The sequence below is a fragment of the Desulfosarcina cetonica JCM 12296 genome, assembly GCF_001311845.1.
In the GTDB taxonomy this organism is placed as follows: Bacteria; Desulfobacterota; Desulfobacteria; order Desulfobacterales; family Desulfosarcinaceae; genus Desulfosarcina; species Desulfosarcina cetonica.
Genome location: NZ_BBCC01000048.1, coordinates 17,837 through 33,650, shown reverse-complemented (window position 1 = coordinate 33,650; position 15,814 = coordinate 17,837). Strand labels below are relative to the sequence as shown.

Below are 15,814 nucleotides of genomic sequence, written 5' to 3'. Positions count from 1 at the left end.
TGGATGTGCACAGCGGAAACTCCCTGGGACATTCCCGTCAGCACGCGGAAACGGCTTCTGGGCTGGCGTCCGGCAAGCCGGGCGGAAGGTCCTGGCCAGCGCCGGTTCGGCTGCGGCAGACGATCTGGAACGGCAGATCCTGGCTGGCTGGCAGCAAGGGCAGGGCGCTCGCTCGCTGATTACCTTGGTGATCGATGGCATCAACGGCCAGATCGTCGGCTTGGTGCGCCTGCGAACGGCCATCGCCGCACTGCCCGAGGTCAAGGAACTGCGATTGAAGGAGATGACCGGTGACCAATCCGTGCTGGTGGTCAATTATGATGGCACACCGCGCGCGCTGGCGGACGCATTGTCACAGATCCGCTCCACCGACTTTGGTATCGACCTCGAAAGCGTGGCCGATGACACCGTTCGCCTGCTGCTGCGCCAGCCGTGATTCCAGACCATGCCCAACACGCGAACCCATACGACCATCAATATTCCTAACCTGTTGACGCTCTCCCGGCTGTTGCTGACGCCGCTGTTTATCATCCTTCTGCTGCGGGGCCAACTGCGGCCAGCCGTATGGGTGTTTGTCCTGGCGGGTATCAGTGACGGTTTGGACGGCCTCATCGCGCGTCTTTTCAATCAGCGCACGGTGCTGGGGGCCTATTTGGACCCGGTGGCGGATAAAGCCCTGCTTATTTCGGCATACGTTTGCCTGGCCTATCTGGGGATCGTTCCGACCTGGCTATCGGTGATTGTGCTTTCCCGCGACATTCTGATCGTCATCGGGATCGCGATTTTCACGATAACGCAGAAAAATTATCGCATTCGACCCAGCCTGATCAGCAAATGGACCACTGGCGCTCAACTGGTCACCGTGATGATCTTCCTGCTGGCTTTCGAATTGCCGGCAGCGCGCCTATTGCTGCCAATGTTGGTCTGGATCGTGGCTGGATTGACCGTCATTTCCGGCCTGCACTATATCTGGATCGGCATGCAGATCCTGCAGCAGCCGGAGGATTGAAATTTTGTTCCGGATCGCTTCCATTTGACTTGACAGTCCATTGGCCGGGTGATATCAAGCTCACTTCATGTAAATCATGTAGGCACGTAGCTCAGGGGGAGAGCGCTTCCCTGACACGGAAGAGGTCGTTGGTTCAAATCCAATCGTGCCTACCACTTACAAGCGAAAAGCCTGGGTACAACATCCTAAAAATGTACCCGGGCTTTTTGTTTTCTCGGAATGGACAATCTCGGAAGTATTGGTTGGCTTGATGGGTTGGGCCACATGCGGCGGCCGGATTCTATCCGACCATGTAGGTACCCGTTCCCACGGCCACCAGCAAACCGCTGTCGGCATGCAGCTCCATGCGGGTCACGGCCACTTTGCGACCGGATCGCATGATCCAGGCATTGCCGGTAAATCGGTCGCCCCTGCCAGGCCGCAGATAGTCCACCCGGATATCGATGGTCCCCGTCCGCGAAAAAATAGCCACCAGCTTTTCCTCGGGCAGGCCGGCGGCCCGTTCCACCAGGCTGGCCAGGGCCGTCAACCCACCCACGGTGTCCAGCACGGAGGAAATCACGCCGCCGTGCAGGGTCTGGTGAAACACGTTGCCGATCAAATCGTCGCGCCGGTCAAAGATAACCGACGCCTGATCCTCCGCCACCGACGCCACGCGCATACCCAGCAGGCGGTTAAAGGGTAGCTGCTCCTCAAAGAGCAGGCTGATCCGCCTGAAAAATCGTTTTTTATCTTCTTCGGTCACTACCATAATTGCCATTCCCGTCATTCATTCAAGTAAACCAGAGCACGGCTACCTTTTCCGATAACCAAAATAACAGCATTCCCACCACCACCGTTCCTCCCAACGAGCGTGTCCGCCAGGCGAAGGCGAACGTGGGCAGCGCCACCCACAACTCGGGACGCAGAAAATCGATGTGACGCGGGCCTTCACCGAGAACCAGAACCGGCAACAGCAGTGCGCTCAAAATGGCTGCCGGAATCAGTTCCAACCATTGGACGAACCAATCCGGAAGGGATCGCCGGGAAAGGTAATGCAGCGGTATCCAGCGGGGCAGGTAGGTCACCAGGCCCATGCCCACGAGCAGCGTCAGGTAATCAGCCATGGTTCGTTTTCCTTCGCATGACTATGCGTTGGATGATCACGCCAATCGTGGCGGCCATCACGGAAGCGATGACGATATAGGTGTTGCCCGGGATCGCCAACGCCAGGCCCACGGCGGCGATGCCGGCGATGACGGCGGTGAGCAGGTGAATCCATTTTCTGATCTGGTAGATCAGCAGGCAGATGAACATGGCGATGAGGCGTAATCGATGCCCAGGGCACCCTCGGGGATAAACCGGCCACCGATGCCGCCGGCCACGGTGCTGAAGAACCAGGTGAGGTTGGCCGCGTGGTTGACCACCATGGCTCGCCCAAGGCTCCACTCGTGGGCATTGAATCGGGGGAGGTTGACGGCAAAACTTTCGTCGGTCACACCATAGGCGTAGAGGGCGAGCAATCCCCGGTGCGCGGACCTTAAATAAACGGCAAGGGCGGAACTCATCAATACATGGCGCATATTGACCACAAAGGTGGTGGTGATGATGGCCGCTGCCGAGGCCCCGGCGGAAATCATGGAGACGGCGATGAATTGGGAACTGCCGGCGAACACCAGAAGGGACATCAGGCCGATTTGAACCGGTGTGAGACCCGCCTTCTGGGCCAGAACCCCGAAGGCCATTCCGATGGGCAGGTAGCCCAGACAGATGGGCCATCCTGCGCTCAAGCCATCCTTGAAAAAAGAATCGTTTGCTGCAATGGAATCAGATGTCATGTGTGGAACCCTTGGGCACGAAACAGGTTGAAAGTGGTTCATTGCCAATGAATGAAAACCTACACAGGTAAACAAATAATTGCAATTATTTAATGCATTGTGAGAAATTATGCAAAATATTTGCTTATTATTGGCTTTAATGTTAATTTCATTCTGAGAGATTGGGTTGGATGACCCTACATGCAAAAGTTTTGCAGATGATCTAACTTAGATGACCAGGCTTAGATGATCAAACTTGACGATTACGACAGGAAAATCATTGCGGCGCTTCAGACCAATGGACGGCTGTCCAACCTCGATATTGCCGGGCAGGTCAACCTATCCCATTCCAGTTGCTCGCGGCGGATCTCGCGACTCGAAAAGAAAGGGGTCATTGTCGGTTATCGGGCGCTCACCGATCGGCAAAAGCTGGGCCTTTCCGTTCGTGCCTATTGCGGGGTGATCCGCGATGGAGCCGTGGGCTGGGAGGAAGTCGCGGATCACTTGGCGAAAATCGAGGGCGTCGTCAGCGTCTTTGCCGTTTCCGGCGACGTCGACCTGATGCTGGAAATCGTCGCCCGGGATATGCAGCATTATTCCCAGGTCGTCCTTCAGGACGTATTCAATACCAAAGGTGTTTCCGCCACCCGCAGTTCGTTTGTCCTGGCGGAAGTTAAATCGATTTATTGAGATGACGTCGTGCAACGAAGGCCACTATTGAACAGCCGCCATATTTCAAAAACGCGTAGGAGCGGTCCTTGACCGCGACAAATAGAAATCGATCCAAATGCGGTTCCTCCTGTTTGTTTCTGCTTATTCACTTGTAACCGTTGCTTCGTTTTGTTAATGACGCATAGGCGAAAGAGATGGTCTAAATTTTAAATAAAATTGAAGACATCGATAAGGAACACTTGCGGGAGGTTAAGGGCCTCCTGCGTGCCGAGCTCGACAAGGTTGTTCAAAAGCAAGATCCAAAAAATCGACGCGAACGGGGAGCTGATCCACTTCGTTCCAGATTCCCGCATCACAAGTTCCACACCGGGCCTCGTTCGCAAAAGCCGGTTCCTGGACGGCTACTGTGACGTGTTCGTCACTAAAAGCATGATCGTTGCCTGCATCTCCAAATTCGGCAATTGCGAATTTTCCATTGATCCAAAAGAAATCATTTTCAAGCGCATCCCGGAAATAGCCTGGTTCGTCGATAATGCGATCGGCGTGATTTGGGCTGTGAAGGATACATACAAGACGGGTAAGCGAAACCGGGTGTGTTGTTTCATCGCCGGCTGCCGCCGCATCGGAGACACCATGAAACTGGCTTTCCCTGCGGTGGCGATCCGGCTGTTTATTCCCAAGTATGAGTAGGGGGGAAGGAGACAATCATGGCGCCATGCCGGTCAGTATCCTTTCGGTCGGCTTAATGGGGGAATGCGATATTGTTTTAGTGAAAATTTGCTTGACAATCAATGGTTGGTCAGGCTTCGCATCCGCCTGATGACCACAGAGTCAACCGGTGGATTTACCCCGATAACCAGCCACATCCGTGCCCGTTATCAGGGCAAATTCGCCGGTCACCCCGGCCTTTTAATCACAGGAGGAAGCATCCACGATGAAGCTGAAAGAGTTCAGGGTCCGCGAGTTCAGGAGCATTTGGGATTCTGGCCCCGTCAAGGTCGACAATCGGGTGACTTGCCTTGTCGGGAAAAACGAGGCCGGGAAAACTGCGCTTCTTACGGCGCTCTACCGCACAAATCCGATCATTGCTGAGCACGCCGATTTCGATGAAACCTATGACTATCCCAAGAGGGAAGTCGAGGACTACCGTTTCGAGGTCGAGAACAAAGATCGCGAAGAAGCCGTAGTCGTGGAGTCAATCTACGAACTGGAGGACGGCGACTTGGAGGTCATAGCGGAGGTCTTTGGCCCCAAGGTTCTCAAGAGCAAGACTTTCGAGCGCAAAACATATTACGGCAAAAACAACAGCAAGTTTGTCCTGTCCGTCGACGATACCGCCGCACGCAAATATCTAACCGATAATCCTGCGCTGCCGGACGAACTCAAAGAGACGCTCAATGGGGTTTCGGACTGGAACGCCTTTTCTGCTGCGCTGGATGCAACGGAAGCCACTGAAGCGGTCAATGCGCTCAAGGGAACGGTAGCAAAGGTCCGCGAAAAGGACCTATCCTTTTACATTTTCAATTCCCTAATTTGGCCGCGTGCGCCGAAGTATCTATATTTCGACGAATATTACCAGATGAAGGGACAGGCCAATCTCAACGCTCTGATCGCGCGCGAGGACGCCAAGAAGCTTGAGGATTCCGATTACCCGCTCATCGGTCTCATCAACCTGGCACGGCTCGACCACCGGAAGCTTGTCGCGGCAAATAACACGACCGAACTCAAGAATAAACTCGAAGGAGCCGGAAATCACCTGACTGGGCGGATCGTCAAATACTGGTCTCAGAACAAGCACATCCAGATGCGCTTCGATGTGCGCGACGCCAAAGCCGAGGACCCACCCGACATGCGGCAGGGCATCAACGTCTGGGGCGAGGTATACGATACTGTGCATTGGGCGCATACGCTACTGGGCACGCGCTCGCGTGGCTTTGTCTGGTTCTTCTCGTTCCTCGCATGGTATGAAGACATCAAGCGCCAGAAGCAGAACGTGATTTTGTTGCTCGACGAGCCAGGCCTGTCATTGCATGGGCGCGCGCAGGCCGATCTTCTGCGGTATTTCGACGCCGAGTTGTCGGCCCACCAGCTTCTCTACACCACCCATTCGCCCTTCATGATCGATCCAACGAGATTCAATCGAGTGCTGATCGTGCAGGATTTGGGAATAGACGCGAAGGAACAGCTTCCCAAGGATCAGGATGGCACAAAGGTGCTGTCCAACGTGTTCGACGCAACCGACGACAGTTTGTTCCCGCTGCAAGGCGCGCTCGGCTATGAGATTCAGCAGACGCTCTTTATCGGCCCCAATTCGCTGGTTGTCGAAGGTCCAGCCGACATGCTATACCTGCAGGCCGTTTCCGCGCAGCTTGAGCGCGAGGGGCGTACCGGGCTTTCGGAAAGCTGGGTTGTTACGCCGGTGGGCGGAAGTGGCAAGGTTCCAGCCTTTGTCGCATTGTTGGCCCCACAGAAGGGCCTAAACGTTGCCACCCTTCTTGATATCCAGAACAGCGACCGTGCGCTTATCGAAGACCTATACAAGAAGAAACTGCTCAAGAAGAAGCAGGTCACTACCTACGGTGATTTCGCCGGCAAGAGCGAAGCTGACGTAGAGGATATGTTCGAGCGCGATTTCTACGTTACCCTTGTCAATGCCGAGTTCGCCAAGCAACTGAAGACGCCTATTGATCCGGCGACGCTGAATGCCAAGGAGCCGCGCGTGTTGCGCGCTATCGAAGCTTATCTCGAAGCCAATCCTTTCAAATCCGGCACGTTCGGCCACTACAGGCCCGCGCGGTATTTCTCGGAGAATGTGGCCACGCTCTGGCCGCAGGTGTCGGATACCACCAAGGAACGCTTCGAAACGGCGTTCAAGCATCTCAACTCTCTGCTGAGATGAGGGGGGATGTGAGCCTTTGTGATTCGGCAGGCCGCAGTGATGCCCGGTACCTAACCATGCTTTTGCAGCGGATCGCAAAAAAAGCCGGGAGGGAATAAGTCCATCAGATTATAAGTAAAGGTCTTTGAACAAGCTTTAATTGATAGGGCATTCTCTAAAAGTTGGGCAAAGCTCTGCTGGGAAGGCTTGATTCATCCCAACGGCGCTTTCCAAACCACTTTCCACGAAGGCGGTCCCAATTTGGAGAACACTGTTTCCTTCTGTTATTGGAACGACCCGATTACCAAGAGGCGCAAAAAAGTATTTCAGCCGCGGCCTGGAAGCCAAATCGACCGCAAAGCAGTACTATCAGTCGTTGATGCTCTTTTTTAAGGCATCGTAGACAGTTCCTGTTTGGAACAAGCCGATGCGCGGCTTGCCATTCAGTCAAGATCAACTTCCGTTTTACACCGGTTGCAGCGCATAACGCCTCTGAATAGGGTGTTCCCGCAATTCGGGCAAACATAACGGGCTTCTTCGTCTTGTATCCATTTCTCGGTTCCGACCTCCCGCCAGTAGGGGATGGCTCGCAAAATGACTTTTTTCCCGACAGTCATGGAAAAATGATCGATGTGGGCGCATGGGAAATCGTCGCATTCATGGCATCCCGAGAAGCCTTTTTCCTCCGTGCAGCGCCTGATTTCACATTGACGGCAGTGCATGAAGGTGTCATCGGATAGACAGCCACCGCATTTGATATCTTGCGTGGTCAGGTGTTGACTGTTGGGGAGCGTGCCTTTGCCGTCGACATTGCCCTGGTAAAGGTTTACCAGGCGTTGTTTAAACTTTTCATTGTTATCCCGTTCGGCGATATGGATGGCGCAGACACCGCAATACAGCCCGCAAGGGGCAACGAAATTCGGATTTATCGGCATAATGGTTTCCTTCCTGATGATTTGATTTCATGCTGCTATACGTTTCAGCGTATTGGTTTTTGGGGTCAAGCTGGGTTTTCCCAGGATCCTTTTTTCCGTTGGTTACGTTTTTTTGTTTTCCAAAGGAAAATACCCGTGAACGACATTATTCACTGCGTCACCCTATGTTAATGACTGTTTGTTGCGCCAGTTGTGACCGAAAAAAATATCGGGCATTGGGTATTTTTCCGGTCACAAGCCTGTATCTTTTGTGTCTGTAATTATCTCAGGCCCGAGGTTGGGCCGCATCTTCTATAGCATTCAAGATAATGTTTTTGGGCTGCGTTATCGGTCGTCGCGGTATTGTTTATACAGCTTTCTCCCTCTGGCCTTGCCAAAAACATTATCTTAAAGGCTATATCTTTTACAGAAAACAGAATCGGCAAATGGATAAAAAGAAAATAAGCCAAGGACCGATCGCCGAGGTGGTCCATCAAGCGATTGAGGGATCCAGCGACGCTGTCGAGGAAATCGTTCTGCAGTTCCGGGATAGAATTTATTATTTGGCCCTACGGATGCTTTCTCACCCGGAAGACGCCAAGGACGCCACCCAGGATATTTTGATCAAAGTGATTTCCAATCTGAAAACGTTTCGATTCGAGGGGGCTTTCCAGGCGTGGGTATACCGTGTTGCCGCCAACCATTTGAACACGGTACGGAAAAGCCGGATGGAGCGGTTCGAGATGAACTGGGAAAAAGCCGTCCGACTCGTGGATCAAGCGGAAGCAAAGGGTTGGTTGGCCAATCCGCCGGCCGCGCCATCGAAGATGCTTGAAATCGAAGTCCGTCTTCGATGCACCCAGCCTTGCTGACGGCCATGGATCGCCCCCATCGGCTGGCTTTCATTCTGGGGGTTGTCATGGATGTCTCCAGCCGGGAGGGGGCTTATATTTTGAATATCAGCCCGGCCGCTTTCAGGAAGCGGATTTCCAGGGCGCGCGGGCATTTGAAGAATTTTTTAGCCCATCATTGCGGTCTGTTTGATGGCGCCAATCGATGTTCTTGCTCTGGCATATTGGCCAACCACCTGCAAAATCGATGGATCCGACGGGATCGGCCGGTGTTTATGAAGGCAGAAGACAAAACACAGACCAACGAATGGCTAAAGGATTGCCTCAGAGAATTGGATGAATTGAATCGGGTCGCGACCCTGTTCAAAGCATATCCGGAGAGCCGGCACCCGCAAGAGATTTCAGAACGGATCAAGGGCATGGTAAGTGAAAAGAAATTTCGCGTTCTGGCGGATGATTGTGGTTTTCAAAAATAGCAGGCCCGCTGGCCTGATTTAACAGCCGCTTCTTATTGTGGGCTCGGGGTAGGGTTACTATAAAAAAAGCGGGATGCACCCATGTGCATCCCGCTTTTCGTTTCTTTAAAATGGCAGGGATTGGCGATTAATTGCCGGTGGCTGCCTTGTGGGTCTTGATCTCGACCTTTTCGGTAAGGCCTTCGTAGTACTCACGCAGGATGGCGACAACTTCGTCGCGGCCAAAGTGATCGGGAAGGTCGCCGCCTTCGGAGAGCATCTTGCGCAGCATGGTGCCGGAAAGCAGTACGCGATCTTCCTTGGCGTGGGGGCAGGTTCTCAGGGAGGCCATGCCGTCACACTTGTAGCAGTAGAAGGTCCAGTCGATTTTCAGCGGTTGGCAGAGCAGGCCTTTGCCTTCGCCCGGGGTCGGGATTTTGTCGAAGATGGTCTGGGCTTCGAACATGCCGTAGAAGTCACCCACGCCGGCATGGTCACGGCCGATGATCATCTTGGAGCAGCCATAGTTCTGGCGGAAGGCGGCATGCAGGAGGCCTTCACGGGGGCCGGCATAGCGCATATCCAGGGGATACCCGCCCTGAATGACGTTCTGCTCGACGAAGTAGTTTTTCACCAGGGCGTCGATGCATTTCACGCGGACTTCGGCGGGAATGTCGCCCGGTTTCAGGTTGCCGACCAAGGAGTGGATGTAGACGCGTCGCATACTTCCACGGCGATCTTACACAGGTACTCATGGGAACGATGCATGGGGTTGCGCAGCTGCAGGGCGGCCACTTCGCTCCATCCACGATCTTCGAACAACTTGCGGGATTCGGCCGGACGATGGTAGACGCCAGCGTACTTGGTCGGGTAGTTACCTTCGCTGAGGACCTTGACCGGGCCGGCCAGGTTGACCGCTTTCTGGGACATGACCATCTGGACGCCAGGATGATCTTCTTTGGCGATCTTCCAGAATTCCTCGGCGGTCGGGGTGCCTTCGCCCATGAAGACCTTCTCGCATTCCCAGGTCTTGTCGGCGTCGCTCATCTCGAATTTTTCGGTAACTTTCATGGTGGCCATGATTTCCTGGCCTTTGGGATCAAACAGGGCAACCTCGTCACCGATGGCGATGGCATCGGCGTCTTCCTTGGTTACGTCCATGCACACGGGGACCGGCCAGAAGGTACCGTCGGCCATCAGGAAGTTTTCGCAAACGCCTTTCCAATCCGCTTTGGTCATGAAACCGGTCAGGGGGCTGAAACCACCGATACCGATCATGATCAGGTCACCTTTGACGCGGGGGGAGATCTCAACCTGCTTCAGGCCGGCAGCCTTCTTCAGTTCAGCTTCTCTTTCGGCGCCTTCGAGCAGACAAACGGTCAAGCCTTTGCCACCATGGGGGGGAATGAGTTTAGACATGTGTTCTCTCTCCTTTCACTTGTTTGATTTTCGCAATCTGTATTTGCACAGATGAATAGCCAGGCAGGAATAAAAATATCAAGTAGATCTAACTATTCGGGAACGGTAGCTTTGTCAAGAACATTCATGATTCCACCTGAAATGCCATCCCCTCGCTAAAAACAGCCCGGTCCGTCGGCGCGAAACCTCAGAGAACGCTGATCAACATCCGGGTTCCGACCATCAGCAGCAAGATGGCAAACACCCGTTTCAACCGGTTCACCGGCAGGCTGTGGGCCAAGCGAACGCCCAGGGGCGCCGTCAGGACACTGGTCAGGACAATGCCCACCAAGGCCGGCAAATAAATATAGCCGAGGGAATAAAGGGGCAGATCCGTGGCTTTGAGACCATTATAGATATATCCCACCGTACCGGCGATGGCGATGGGAAAGCCGATGGCCGCCGATGTGCCGATGGCGTGGTGGACGGGTATATTGCACCATAGCATGAACGGTACGGAAAGCGTTCCCCCGCCGATGCCCACCAGGCTGGAAACGATCCCGATCACGTTGCCGACGCCGAACATGCCCGTGTATCCGGGAATCTGGCGGGAGGGTTTGGGCTTTTTGTTGGTTAGCATCTGGACGGCGACGTAATAGAGGAACGCGACGAAAAAGCCTTTGAGGAATCGTGTGGAAAGTTGGGCGGCAATGCAACTCCCGATAAAGGTGCCGGTGAAGATGCCGATAAGGATTTTGCGTACGATATCCCAGTGCACCGCGCCGCGTTTATGGTGTGCCCGGAAGCTGGACACCGCGGTGAACATGATGCTGGCCAGTGAGGTCCCAAGGGCCAGGTGCATGATCATGGCATCGGGAATTCCTTGACGGACAAAACAGAATACCAGCATGGGGACGATCACCAGTCCGCCACCGATGCCGAGAAGGCCGGCCAGAATGCCGGCCACCGCGCCGACCAGCATATACATCAGCAAAATTGTCGTCATAAACGGTCTCCGTGGATCAAAACAGGAATGGGCGGACAAATGTCGAACCGAAGCGACCCGTATCACGTTTACGGGACGCCCACAAGGGGATCGAGGATCCAGATCAGGGCAACCGTATTTGGATTTCATTCTTTCTTTTAGAAATAGCCAATTCGTCCGATATCCGTGTTGCGCGAAAAATTTTCCCCGAAAAAATCAACATTAGGGCTCGACGACGGTTGGGCATCATGAAGACAGATTAAAGGAGCATTTCCATTATGATTACGGAATCGACCTTCCAGGATCAGAGAACGAAAAAACGGCGGATTGGTGAACAGCTTCTTGACGATGGCCTCATCAGCGCCGAGCAACTCCAGCAGGTGCTCCACCGGCAGGTCCAAGTGGGGGGAAAACTGGGTTCGATCATGATCGAAATGGGATTCGTGGCCATCGACGACCTTCTGGACCTGCTCAGCCGAAAGTTTGGGGTTCCGGGGGTGAATCTCTATCAACGCAACATTGACAAAACGGTGCTGCATCTGTTGCCGGTGGAGAAAATGGTTACCAAACGGGTTTTGCCGATTGCCCTGGATGGCCAGAATCTGGTTTTGGCGATGGTCAACCCCCAGGATTTTACCACCATCAGCGAGCTTGAGTTTTCCATCGGCAAAAAGATCCAGCCGGTGGTGGCGCCCGCCTACATGCTTGACAGCGCCATCCGCAGCATCACCACCAATCCCGACAACGGCTTGTGCGGTAAGGCCTTGGCGGAAATGGTGGAGATCGAAAAAGGCGAAAAATCCCCCAACCTGATGTCCCTGTTGCGCTATCTGAGGAAGGCGGGCGCCGACGACATGATCTTTACCGCCGGTTCCCCGCCATCCATCAAGGTGGGAAACACATTGAAGCGGCTGGCCATTCCGGCGCTTACCCCCGAGGATTGCATTCGTTACGCCCGGGAGATGTTTTCCGATGATCAGTGGCAGGCTTTTTTAAAGAAGACGGATCACGACTTCACGGTCAGTTCGTCGGAACTGGGCCGTTTCCGGGTGGCGGTTTATCGCCAGCGGGGGTCTGTGGCCATCACCATCCGACCGATCGCCGATCAGATGCCCCCCCTTGCCGAATTGAATCTGCCGGAATGGATCACCAAGTTTGCCCTGCGTTCCCAGGGCTTGATTCTGGTCTCCAGCCCGGCGGGCCACGGAAAGACCACCACCCTGTCAGCCCTGGTGGATATCATTAATTCGTCCCGGGGCTGCAATATCATCACCATGGAAGATCCGGTGGAGTTTCTGCATAAACACAAGAAGAGCAATATCAGCCAACGTGAAGTGGGCCGCGATGTGGCCTCCTTTGACCAGGGCATGCGCCATGTGCTGCGTCATTCCCCGGACGTCATCGTCGTTGGCGAGATGCGCGACAAGGATACATTTCGCATTGCTCTCCAGGCGGCCAATTCGGGGCATTTGGTTCTGTCGACGGTTCACTCGGACAATTCCACCTCGATTATCGAACGGGTCGTCAATATGTTCGAGCCTTTTGAACAGAACCTGATCCGCATGACCCTGGCCGAGTCGCTCCTGATCTCCCTGTCCCAGCGGCTGGTGACGCGTAAAGACGGCAGGGGCCGGGTGTTGGCGCTGGAATACTTTATCAACAGCCATCGCATGAAGGGATTTATCCGCGAAGGCAAGACCCATCAGGTCCGGACCCAGATGCAGACCGGCAGTGACGACTTCGCCAGCATCGACATCGCGCTGTCCCAACTGGTCAAAAAAGATCTGGTTCGGGTTGAGGACGGTTTGAACCACTGTGAGGATGACAGTTTTTTCCGCGGGCTGGTTCAGGCGCCGAACAAAAAATAGAAAGAAGATCCGGGATGGGTCGGTGTTATGGGCACCAGACCCATCAAGACCCCTTGGTATTTGGTATTTTCCTGAAATCTGCCGGTAACGGTCGTGTGGCACCCAGCGGGTAGCCGCGCTGGCGGATCAATGTTACCAGATGGTCGATGCGGCGGCGATTCTCCGGATGCGAGGCAAAATAGTGGCCAAACCGTCCCGGGTCTCCCGACTTGGGAATTTCGCTGAAAAAGTCGGTGGCGCCGGCAGCATTGCCATAATGGCAGAACACCGTTTCCAGGGCGAATTCGTCCGCACGGGTTTCCTGATCGCGTGAAAACCGTAATTCCGTGAGGGTGATCCCCTGGCCGATCATTTTGCTGATGCTGTTATCGGCTCCCATGAGAACGGTCGATGCCGTCATCAACGCCAGCGCCCGGCCCAGGCCGCGCAAGTGATCCCGGTGGGCATAGTGGCCGAGTTCGTGGGCCAGAACAAAGGCCAGTTCGTTTTCGGAGCGCATCTCCGCCAGAAGCCCACTGAAAACGACCATTTGGCCGCCCGGCAAGGCGGCTGCATTGACCGCCTCGGAAGGTTCCACATGCACGATGATCGGATATGGCAGCGGCGCACAGTTTTGCTGCAGCCGGTCCACCAGCGCCTGAAGATATCGGTTGGCCGGCGATGGCGTTTCGTCGGTCTTGAAGCGCTGCATGATGATACCGGCCAACTTTTTCTCAAGGTCGATGGAGATTCGGGGAACGATGATGTCGACAGCCAGCCCCAAAGCCAGGTACCCAACCACGGCCAAAGCGATCAGGCTGCCGGTGAGGATCGCAAACTCCTTTAACGGATGCGTCGGGGTGACATTGACGTTGATGCCGGTTTGCCGGGGGGTGAATTTCACCTACTCCTCCACGGTCAGGGCCGTTCCATAGGCCATGGCCTCCAAGCAGGCGATGTTTTTCCGTGCGGACTGCCTGCCGATCGTCGCCGTCTCAATGCGTACGTTGACGATAACCGTGGCATCTCCGGCCATGGCTTTCATCCGCAGCAGCGCTTCGCGGCGCGCCCGGTCCACAAGACTTTCATAGGATTTCACCCGCCCGCCGAATACATTGCGCAGGCCAGCCAGAAGCCGCTTGAAATAGTCCACGGAAATGACCGCACTGCCGTAAACCATCTGTGCCGAGCGGATTTTGTGATCGGGAATATCGACCGATTTGAGGCTGACCGCCGGCAGATTGAGCATGGCCTGCTCCCGCTTGAGGATCGAACGGTAATGCCGTTTTTCGGCCCAGGTTCCCGCGCCATAGCCCAGGGCGATCAGTGAAAGGAAAATGATCAAGTCTATCATCGCAAAGCTCCCTACGCCACTTTTACGGCAGTGCCATACGCATACAGTTCGGCGGCACCCTGCGCCACGGAAGAGGTGGAAAACCGCACATTGACCACGGCATTGGCCCCCATCAGGCGCGCCTCCTCGATCATGCGGGACATGGCTTCTTCCCGGGATTCCTGAAGCAATTGCGTGTATCCCTTCAGTTCGCCGCCGACCAGGTTTTTCAGGCTGGCCATGAAATCGCGGCCGATATGCTTGGCCCGGATGGTACTGCCCGATACCAGTCCAAAATGTTCGACCACCGTCGTGCCGGGGACGGATTCAATATTCGTGATAATCATTTTTCCTCCATTGGACGTCGTGATATAGTGCATTTTTACGAGCGGAACGGCTGGCTTCAGTGAAGCCTGGGCCGGCATGCCGGGTGCATCGGCGGTGGTCGACACGTATGGCGGGGCCGTTGGCGGGTCGGCCGACAGGGGTGCCGACGGACCCTGTTTACGGATTTCCACGAAGGCGCCGGCAGCGGCAAAGACCTGTTTATACTTTTCGGCAGTGGCCAGGTCCGTTTTGCTTCTCACCGTCACCGGGCCGCCGGAGAAGAGCCGGTCGATCCCCGCGTCATCGGTTTTCAAAGCCTGCTTCAAGCGATCCTTGACCAGGTCCACACTTTTTCCAGGCACCAATCTGCCTTCAAAAATAACATGATAACCGTCGCTCATGGTATTTCCGACTCCTTTTTCAAATGAACGTGAATGCACGGCCGCTCATCGTGCGGGCGGCCAGGATGTAAGGATGTTATGTCAACCATCGATATCGGGTCGTGGCCAATGAAACATGAGACAAAAAGCGTGCCCGGGCTAAGGCCATTCGGGCTATGGATGGGCGTACTTTCGCTCTGGCTGTTCACCGGCTGTAGTTCCTTGTCATGGTACAAACCGGCGGTTGCGCCACCCCCCGCACCCCAACAGGCAGAAGTGGCGGAAAAAGGCTGGTGGGCCGTTCGATTCAAGATGGACTGGTTTGACAGCGGAACGCCGTGGGAAAAAGACCTGCTTCTGGCCCATCGAACCCTCGCCCCCATTCTTTCCGCCGAAGCACCCCATATCGACCTGTGGCGATTCCACCGCCGTTCCAATAACGATGCGGCCGGCCACCAGTTCAGCTTCATTTTTTACAGCTCGGCGGCAACGGCGGACCGGATCAATCGGCGAGTGCTGGCAAATGCCCGATTAAAGCACCTGCTGGTCCAAGGCACGGTCCGGCAAATCATCACCGACGATGTTGCGCATAACGACCGGCCGGCGGTGGCTGACACCAGCGATTCCAGCTGGTCGCCGACCATGCGTGCGACCTGGCCTTACTACATCATGGGGGTCAGTCGCATGTGGCTGGCAATGGTGGAACAGGTTTCCGGCCAGCTGTCCGGCGATCAAGCGCTCCCCGCCGATGACCAGGTTGACGAGCTCTTGGCCCATTATCAAGCGGTAAATGCTGAAATTACCCGAATTTGGCAGAAAGAAGGGTATCATGCTTTGCTTCACCATTTGAATGCCATCTACGGTTATGAAGCGTTGATGTATTGGGAAAAACGGTGGAAATCGTTTTAGAGGATTTTCAAACCGCCTCAGAGGCTGATTCGCGGCGCCGGACCGCCATGGGACCGGTTG

At 54.9% G+C, this 15,814-nt stretch carries 20 protein-coding genes and 1 tRNA gene; 10 read left to right on the top strand and 11 right to left on the bottom strand.

The features are described from left to right. The 3 genes from JCM12296_RS39830 to JCM12296_RS12960 form a co-directional block, all read left to right on the top strand. Positions 1 to 436 (top strand): hypothetical protein (locus JCM12296_RS39830; protein ID WP_172683886.1); only part of this gene is annotated, 436 nt, incomplete at its 5' end. A gap of 9 nt (positions 437 to 445) precedes the next feature. Beyond that, positions 446 to 1,009: a CDP-alcohol phosphatidyltransferase family protein gene (locus JCM12296_RS12965; protein ID WP_054693568.1), complete on the top strand. Its 564-nt coding sequence runs from the start codon at positions 446 to 448 to the stop codon at positions 1,007 to 1,009. An 80-nt stretch (positions 1,010 to 1,089) separates the two neighbouring features. After that, positions 1,090 to 1,164, top strand: a tRNA-Val gene (locus JCM12296_RS12960). A gap of 125 nt (positions 1,165 to 1,289) precedes the next feature. Here the strand turns inward: JCM12296_RS12960 and JCM12296_RS12955 are convergent. From JCM12296_RS12955 to JCM12296_RS12945, 4 genes are read right to left on the bottom strand one after another with little or no spacing between them, the layout of a single operon-like run. Next, positions 1,290 to 1,760: a thioesterase family protein gene (locus JCM12296_RS12955; protein WP_157067581.1), complete on the bottom strand. Its 471-nt coding sequence runs from the start codon at positions 1,758 to 1,760 to the stop codon at positions 1,290 to 1,292. Positions 1,761 to 1,782: 22 nt separating this feature from the next. Continuing rightward, positions 1,783 to 2,115, bottom strand: coding sequence for an AzlD domain-containing protein (locus JCM12296_RS12950; protein ID WP_054693563.1), 333 nt, complete (start codon positions 2,113 to 2,115; stop codon positions 1,783 to 1,785). After that, the gene (locus JCM12296_RS44425; protein WP_246804256.1) at positions 2,108 to 2,305 is read right to left on the bottom strand and encodes a hypothetical protein; all 198 of its coding nucleotides are present in this window, start codon (positions 2,303 to 2,305) and stop codon (positions 2,108 to 2,110) included. The genes JCM12296_RS12950 and JCM12296_RS44425 overlap by 8 nt, the downstream gene beginning before the upstream one ends. Further along, the gene (locus JCM12296_RS12945; RefSeq protein WP_246804254.1) at positions 2,287 to 2,778 is read right to left on the bottom strand and encodes an AzlC family ABC transporter permease; all 492 of its coding nucleotides are present in this window, start codon (positions 2,776 to 2,778) and stop codon (positions 2,287 to 2,289) included. The genes JCM12296_RS44425 and JCM12296_RS12945 overlap by 19 nt, the downstream gene beginning before the upstream one ends. Positions 2,779 to 3,051: 273 nt before the next feature. On the opposite strand from JCM12296_RS12945, the gene JCM12296_RS12940 reads away from it, so the two are divergent. The 3 genes from JCM12296_RS12940 (at position 3,052) to JCM12296_RS12930 (ending at position 6,376) form a co-directional block, all read left to right on the top strand. Continuing rightward, entirely contained in the window at positions 3,052 to 3,495 is a 444-nt protein-coding gene (locus JCM12296_RS12940) for an Lrp/AsnC family transcriptional regulator (protein WP_054693561.1), read from the top strand. Positions 3,496 to 3,759: 264 nt separating this feature from the next. Beyond that, the gene (locus JCM12296_RS41790) at positions 3,760 to 4,167 is read left to right on the top strand and encodes a hypothetical protein (protein WP_054693557.1); all 408 of its coding nucleotides are present in this window, start codon (positions 3,760 to 3,762) and stop codon (positions 4,165 to 4,167) included. A gap of 244 nt (positions 4,168 to 4,411) precedes the next feature. Then, the gene (locus JCM12296_RS12930) at positions 4,412 to 6,376 is read left to right on the top strand and encodes an AAA family ATPase (RefSeq protein ID WP_054693554.1); all 1,965 of its coding nucleotides are present in this window, start codon (positions 4,412 to 4,414) and stop codon (positions 6,374 to 6,376) included. 422 nt (positions 6,377 to 6,798) lie between these two features. On the opposite strand, the gene JCM12296_RS12925 is transcribed toward JCM12296_RS12930, so the two are convergent. Then, entirely contained in the window at positions 6,799 to 7,290 is a 492-nt protein-coding gene (locus JCM12296_RS12925; RefSeq protein ID WP_054693551.1) for a DUF3795 domain-containing protein, read from the bottom strand. A gap of 425 nt (positions 7,291 to 7,715) precedes the next feature. Here JCM12296_RS12925 and JCM12296_RS12920 point away from each other — a divergent pair, with 425 nt between their 5' ends. Together JCM12296_RS12920 and JCM12296_RS12915 are read left to right on the top strand one after the other, a co-directional pair. Then, positions 7,716 to 8,141, top strand: coding sequence for an RNA polymerase sigma factor (locus tag JCM12296_RS12920; RefSeq protein WP_172683885.1), 426 nt, complete (start codon positions 7,716 to 7,718; stop codon positions 8,139 to 8,141). Next, positions 8,123 to 8,596, top strand: coding sequence for an RNA polymerase sigma factor (locus tag JCM12296_RS12915; RefSeq protein WP_157067579.1), 474 nt, complete (start codon positions 8,123 to 8,125; stop codon positions 8,594 to 8,596). Before JCM12296_RS12920 ends, JCM12296_RS12915 begins: the two co-directional genes overlap by 19 nt. Before the next feature lie 127 nt (positions 8,597 to 8,723). Here the strand turns inward: JCM12296_RS12915 and JCM12296_RS47480 are convergent, their stop codons facing one another. The 3 genes from JCM12296_RS47480 to JCM12296_RS12905 form a co-directional block, all read right to left on the bottom strand. Next, positions 8,724 to 9,299: a hypothetical protein gene (locus tag JCM12296_RS47480; protein WP_281492002.1), complete on the bottom strand. Its 576-nt coding sequence runs from the start codon at positions 9,297 to 9,299 to the stop codon at positions 8,724 to 8,726. Then, positions 9,260 to 9,994: a hypothetical protein gene (locus JCM12296_RS47475; RefSeq protein WP_281492001.1), complete on the bottom strand. Its 735-nt coding sequence runs from the start codon at positions 9,992 to 9,994 to the stop codon at positions 9,260 to 9,262. Before JCM12296_RS47475 ends, JCM12296_RS47480 begins: the two co-directional genes overlap by 40 nt. Before the next feature lie 187 nt (positions 9,995 to 10,181). Then, on the bottom strand, positions 10,182 to 10,979 hold the full coding sequence (locus JCM12296_RS12905) for a sulfite exporter TauE/SafE family protein (protein ID WP_054693543.1): 798 nt from the start codon (positions 10,977 to 10,979) through the stop codon (positions 10,182 to 10,184). A 257-nt stretch (positions 10,980 to 11,236) separates the two neighbouring features. Between JCM12296_RS12905 and JCM12296_RS12900 the strand changes: the two genes are divergently transcribed. Then, complete coding sequence (locus JCM12296_RS12900) at positions 11,237 to 12,826, top strand: PilT/PilU family type 4a pilus ATPase (RefSeq protein ID WP_054693540.1); 1,590 nt, start codon at positions 11,237 to 11,239, stop codon at positions 12,824 to 12,826. Between the two features lie 43 nt (positions 12,827 to 12,869). Here the strand turns inward: JCM12296_RS12900 and JCM12296_RS12895 are convergent, their stop codons facing one another. Genes JCM12296_RS12895 through JCM12296_RS44420 form a run of 3 tightly spaced genes read right to left on the bottom strand, consistent with a single transcriptional unit; the run spans position 12,870 to position 14,866 of the window. Beyond that, positions 12,870 to 13,709, bottom strand: coding sequence for a M48 family metallopeptidase (locus JCM12296_RS12895; RefSeq protein WP_054693536.1), 840 nt, complete (start codon positions 13,707 to 13,709; stop codon positions 12,870 to 12,872). Beyond that, the gene (locus JCM12296_RS12890) at positions 13,710 to 14,159 is read right to left on the bottom strand and encodes a YbjQ family protein (protein WP_054693532.1); all 450 of its coding nucleotides are present in this window, start codon (positions 14,157 to 14,159) and stop codon (positions 13,710 to 13,712) included. It abuts the gene before it with no gap. Between the two features lie 11 nt (positions 14,160 to 14,170). After that, entirely contained in the window at positions 14,171 to 14,866 is a 696-nt protein-coding gene (locus tag JCM12296_RS44420; RefSeq protein ID WP_246804253.1) for a YbjQ family protein, read from the bottom strand. 78 nt (positions 14,867 to 14,944) lie between these two features. On the opposite strand from JCM12296_RS44420, the gene JCM12296_RS12880 reads away from it, so the two are divergent. Next, entirely contained in the window at positions 14,945 to 15,754 is an 810-nt protein-coding gene (locus JCM12296_RS12880; RefSeq protein WP_157067578.1) for a hypothetical protein, read from the top strand. Positions 15,755 to 15,814: the final 60 nt, after the last annotated feature.

Coding starts and splice junctions, on each gene's coding strand:
- JCM12296_RS12905 (WP_054693543.1), bottom strand. CDS start 10,979: ATGACGACAATTTTGCTGATGTATATGCTGGTCGGCGCGGTGGCCGGC.
- JCM12296_RS12940 (WP_054693561.1), top strand. CDS start 3,052: ATGATCAAACTTGACGATTACGACAGGAAAATCATTGCGGCGCTTCAG.
- JCM12296_RS12925 (WP_054693551.1), bottom strand. CDS start 7,290: ATGCCGATAAATCCGAATTTCGTTGCCCCTTGCGGGCTGTATTGCGGT.
- JCM12296_RS47480 (WP_281492002.1), bottom strand. CDS start 9,299: ATGCGACGCGTCTACATCCACTCCTTGGTCGGCAACCTGAAACCGGGC.
- JCM12296_RS12955 (WP_157067581.1), bottom strand. CDS start 1,760: ATGGTAGTGACCGAAGAAGATAAAAAACGATTTTTCAGGCGGATCAGC.
- JCM12296_RS12890 (WP_054693532.1), bottom strand. CDS start 14,159: ATGATAGACTTGATCATTTTCCTTTCACTGATCGCCCTGGGCTATGGC.
- JCM12296_RS12920 (WP_172683885.1), top strand. CDS start 7,716: ATGGATAAAAAGAAAATAAGCCAAGGACCGATCGCCGAGGTGGTCCAT.
- JCM12296_RS12900 (WP_054693540.1), top strand. CDS start 11,237: ATGATTACGGAATCGACCTTCCAGGATCAGAGAACGAAAAAACGGCGG.
- JCM12296_RS12915 (WP_157067579.1), top strand. CDS start 8,123: ATGCACCCAGCCTTGCTGACGGCCATGGATCGCCCCCATCGGCTGGCT.
- JCM12296_RS12950 (WP_054693563.1), bottom strand. CDS start 2,115: ATGGCTGATTACCTGACGCTGCTCGTGGGCATGGGCCTGGTGACCTAC.
- JCM12296_RS44425 (WP_246804256.1), bottom strand. CDS start 2,305: ATGTTCATCTGCCTGCTGATCTACCAGATCAGAAAATGGATTCACCTG.
- JCM12296_RS12880 (WP_157067578.1), top strand. CDS start 14,945: ATGTCAACCATCGATATCGGGTCGTGGCCAATGAAACATGAGACAAAA.
- JCM12296_RS12965 (WP_054693568.1), top strand. CDS start 446: ATGCCCAACACGCGAACCCATACGACCATCAATATTCCTAACCTGTTG.
- JCM12296_RS47475 (WP_281492001.1), bottom strand. CDS start 9,994: ATGTCTAAACTCATTCCCCCCCATGGTGGCAAAGGCTTGACCGTTTGT.
- JCM12296_RS44420 (WP_246804253.1), bottom strand. CDS start 14,866: ATGAGCGACGGTTATCATGTTATTTTTGAAGGCAGATTGGTGCCTGGA.
- JCM12296_RS12930 (WP_054693554.1), top strand. CDS start 4,412: ATGAAGCTGAAAGAGTTCAGGGTCCGCGAGTTCAGGAGCATTTGGGAT.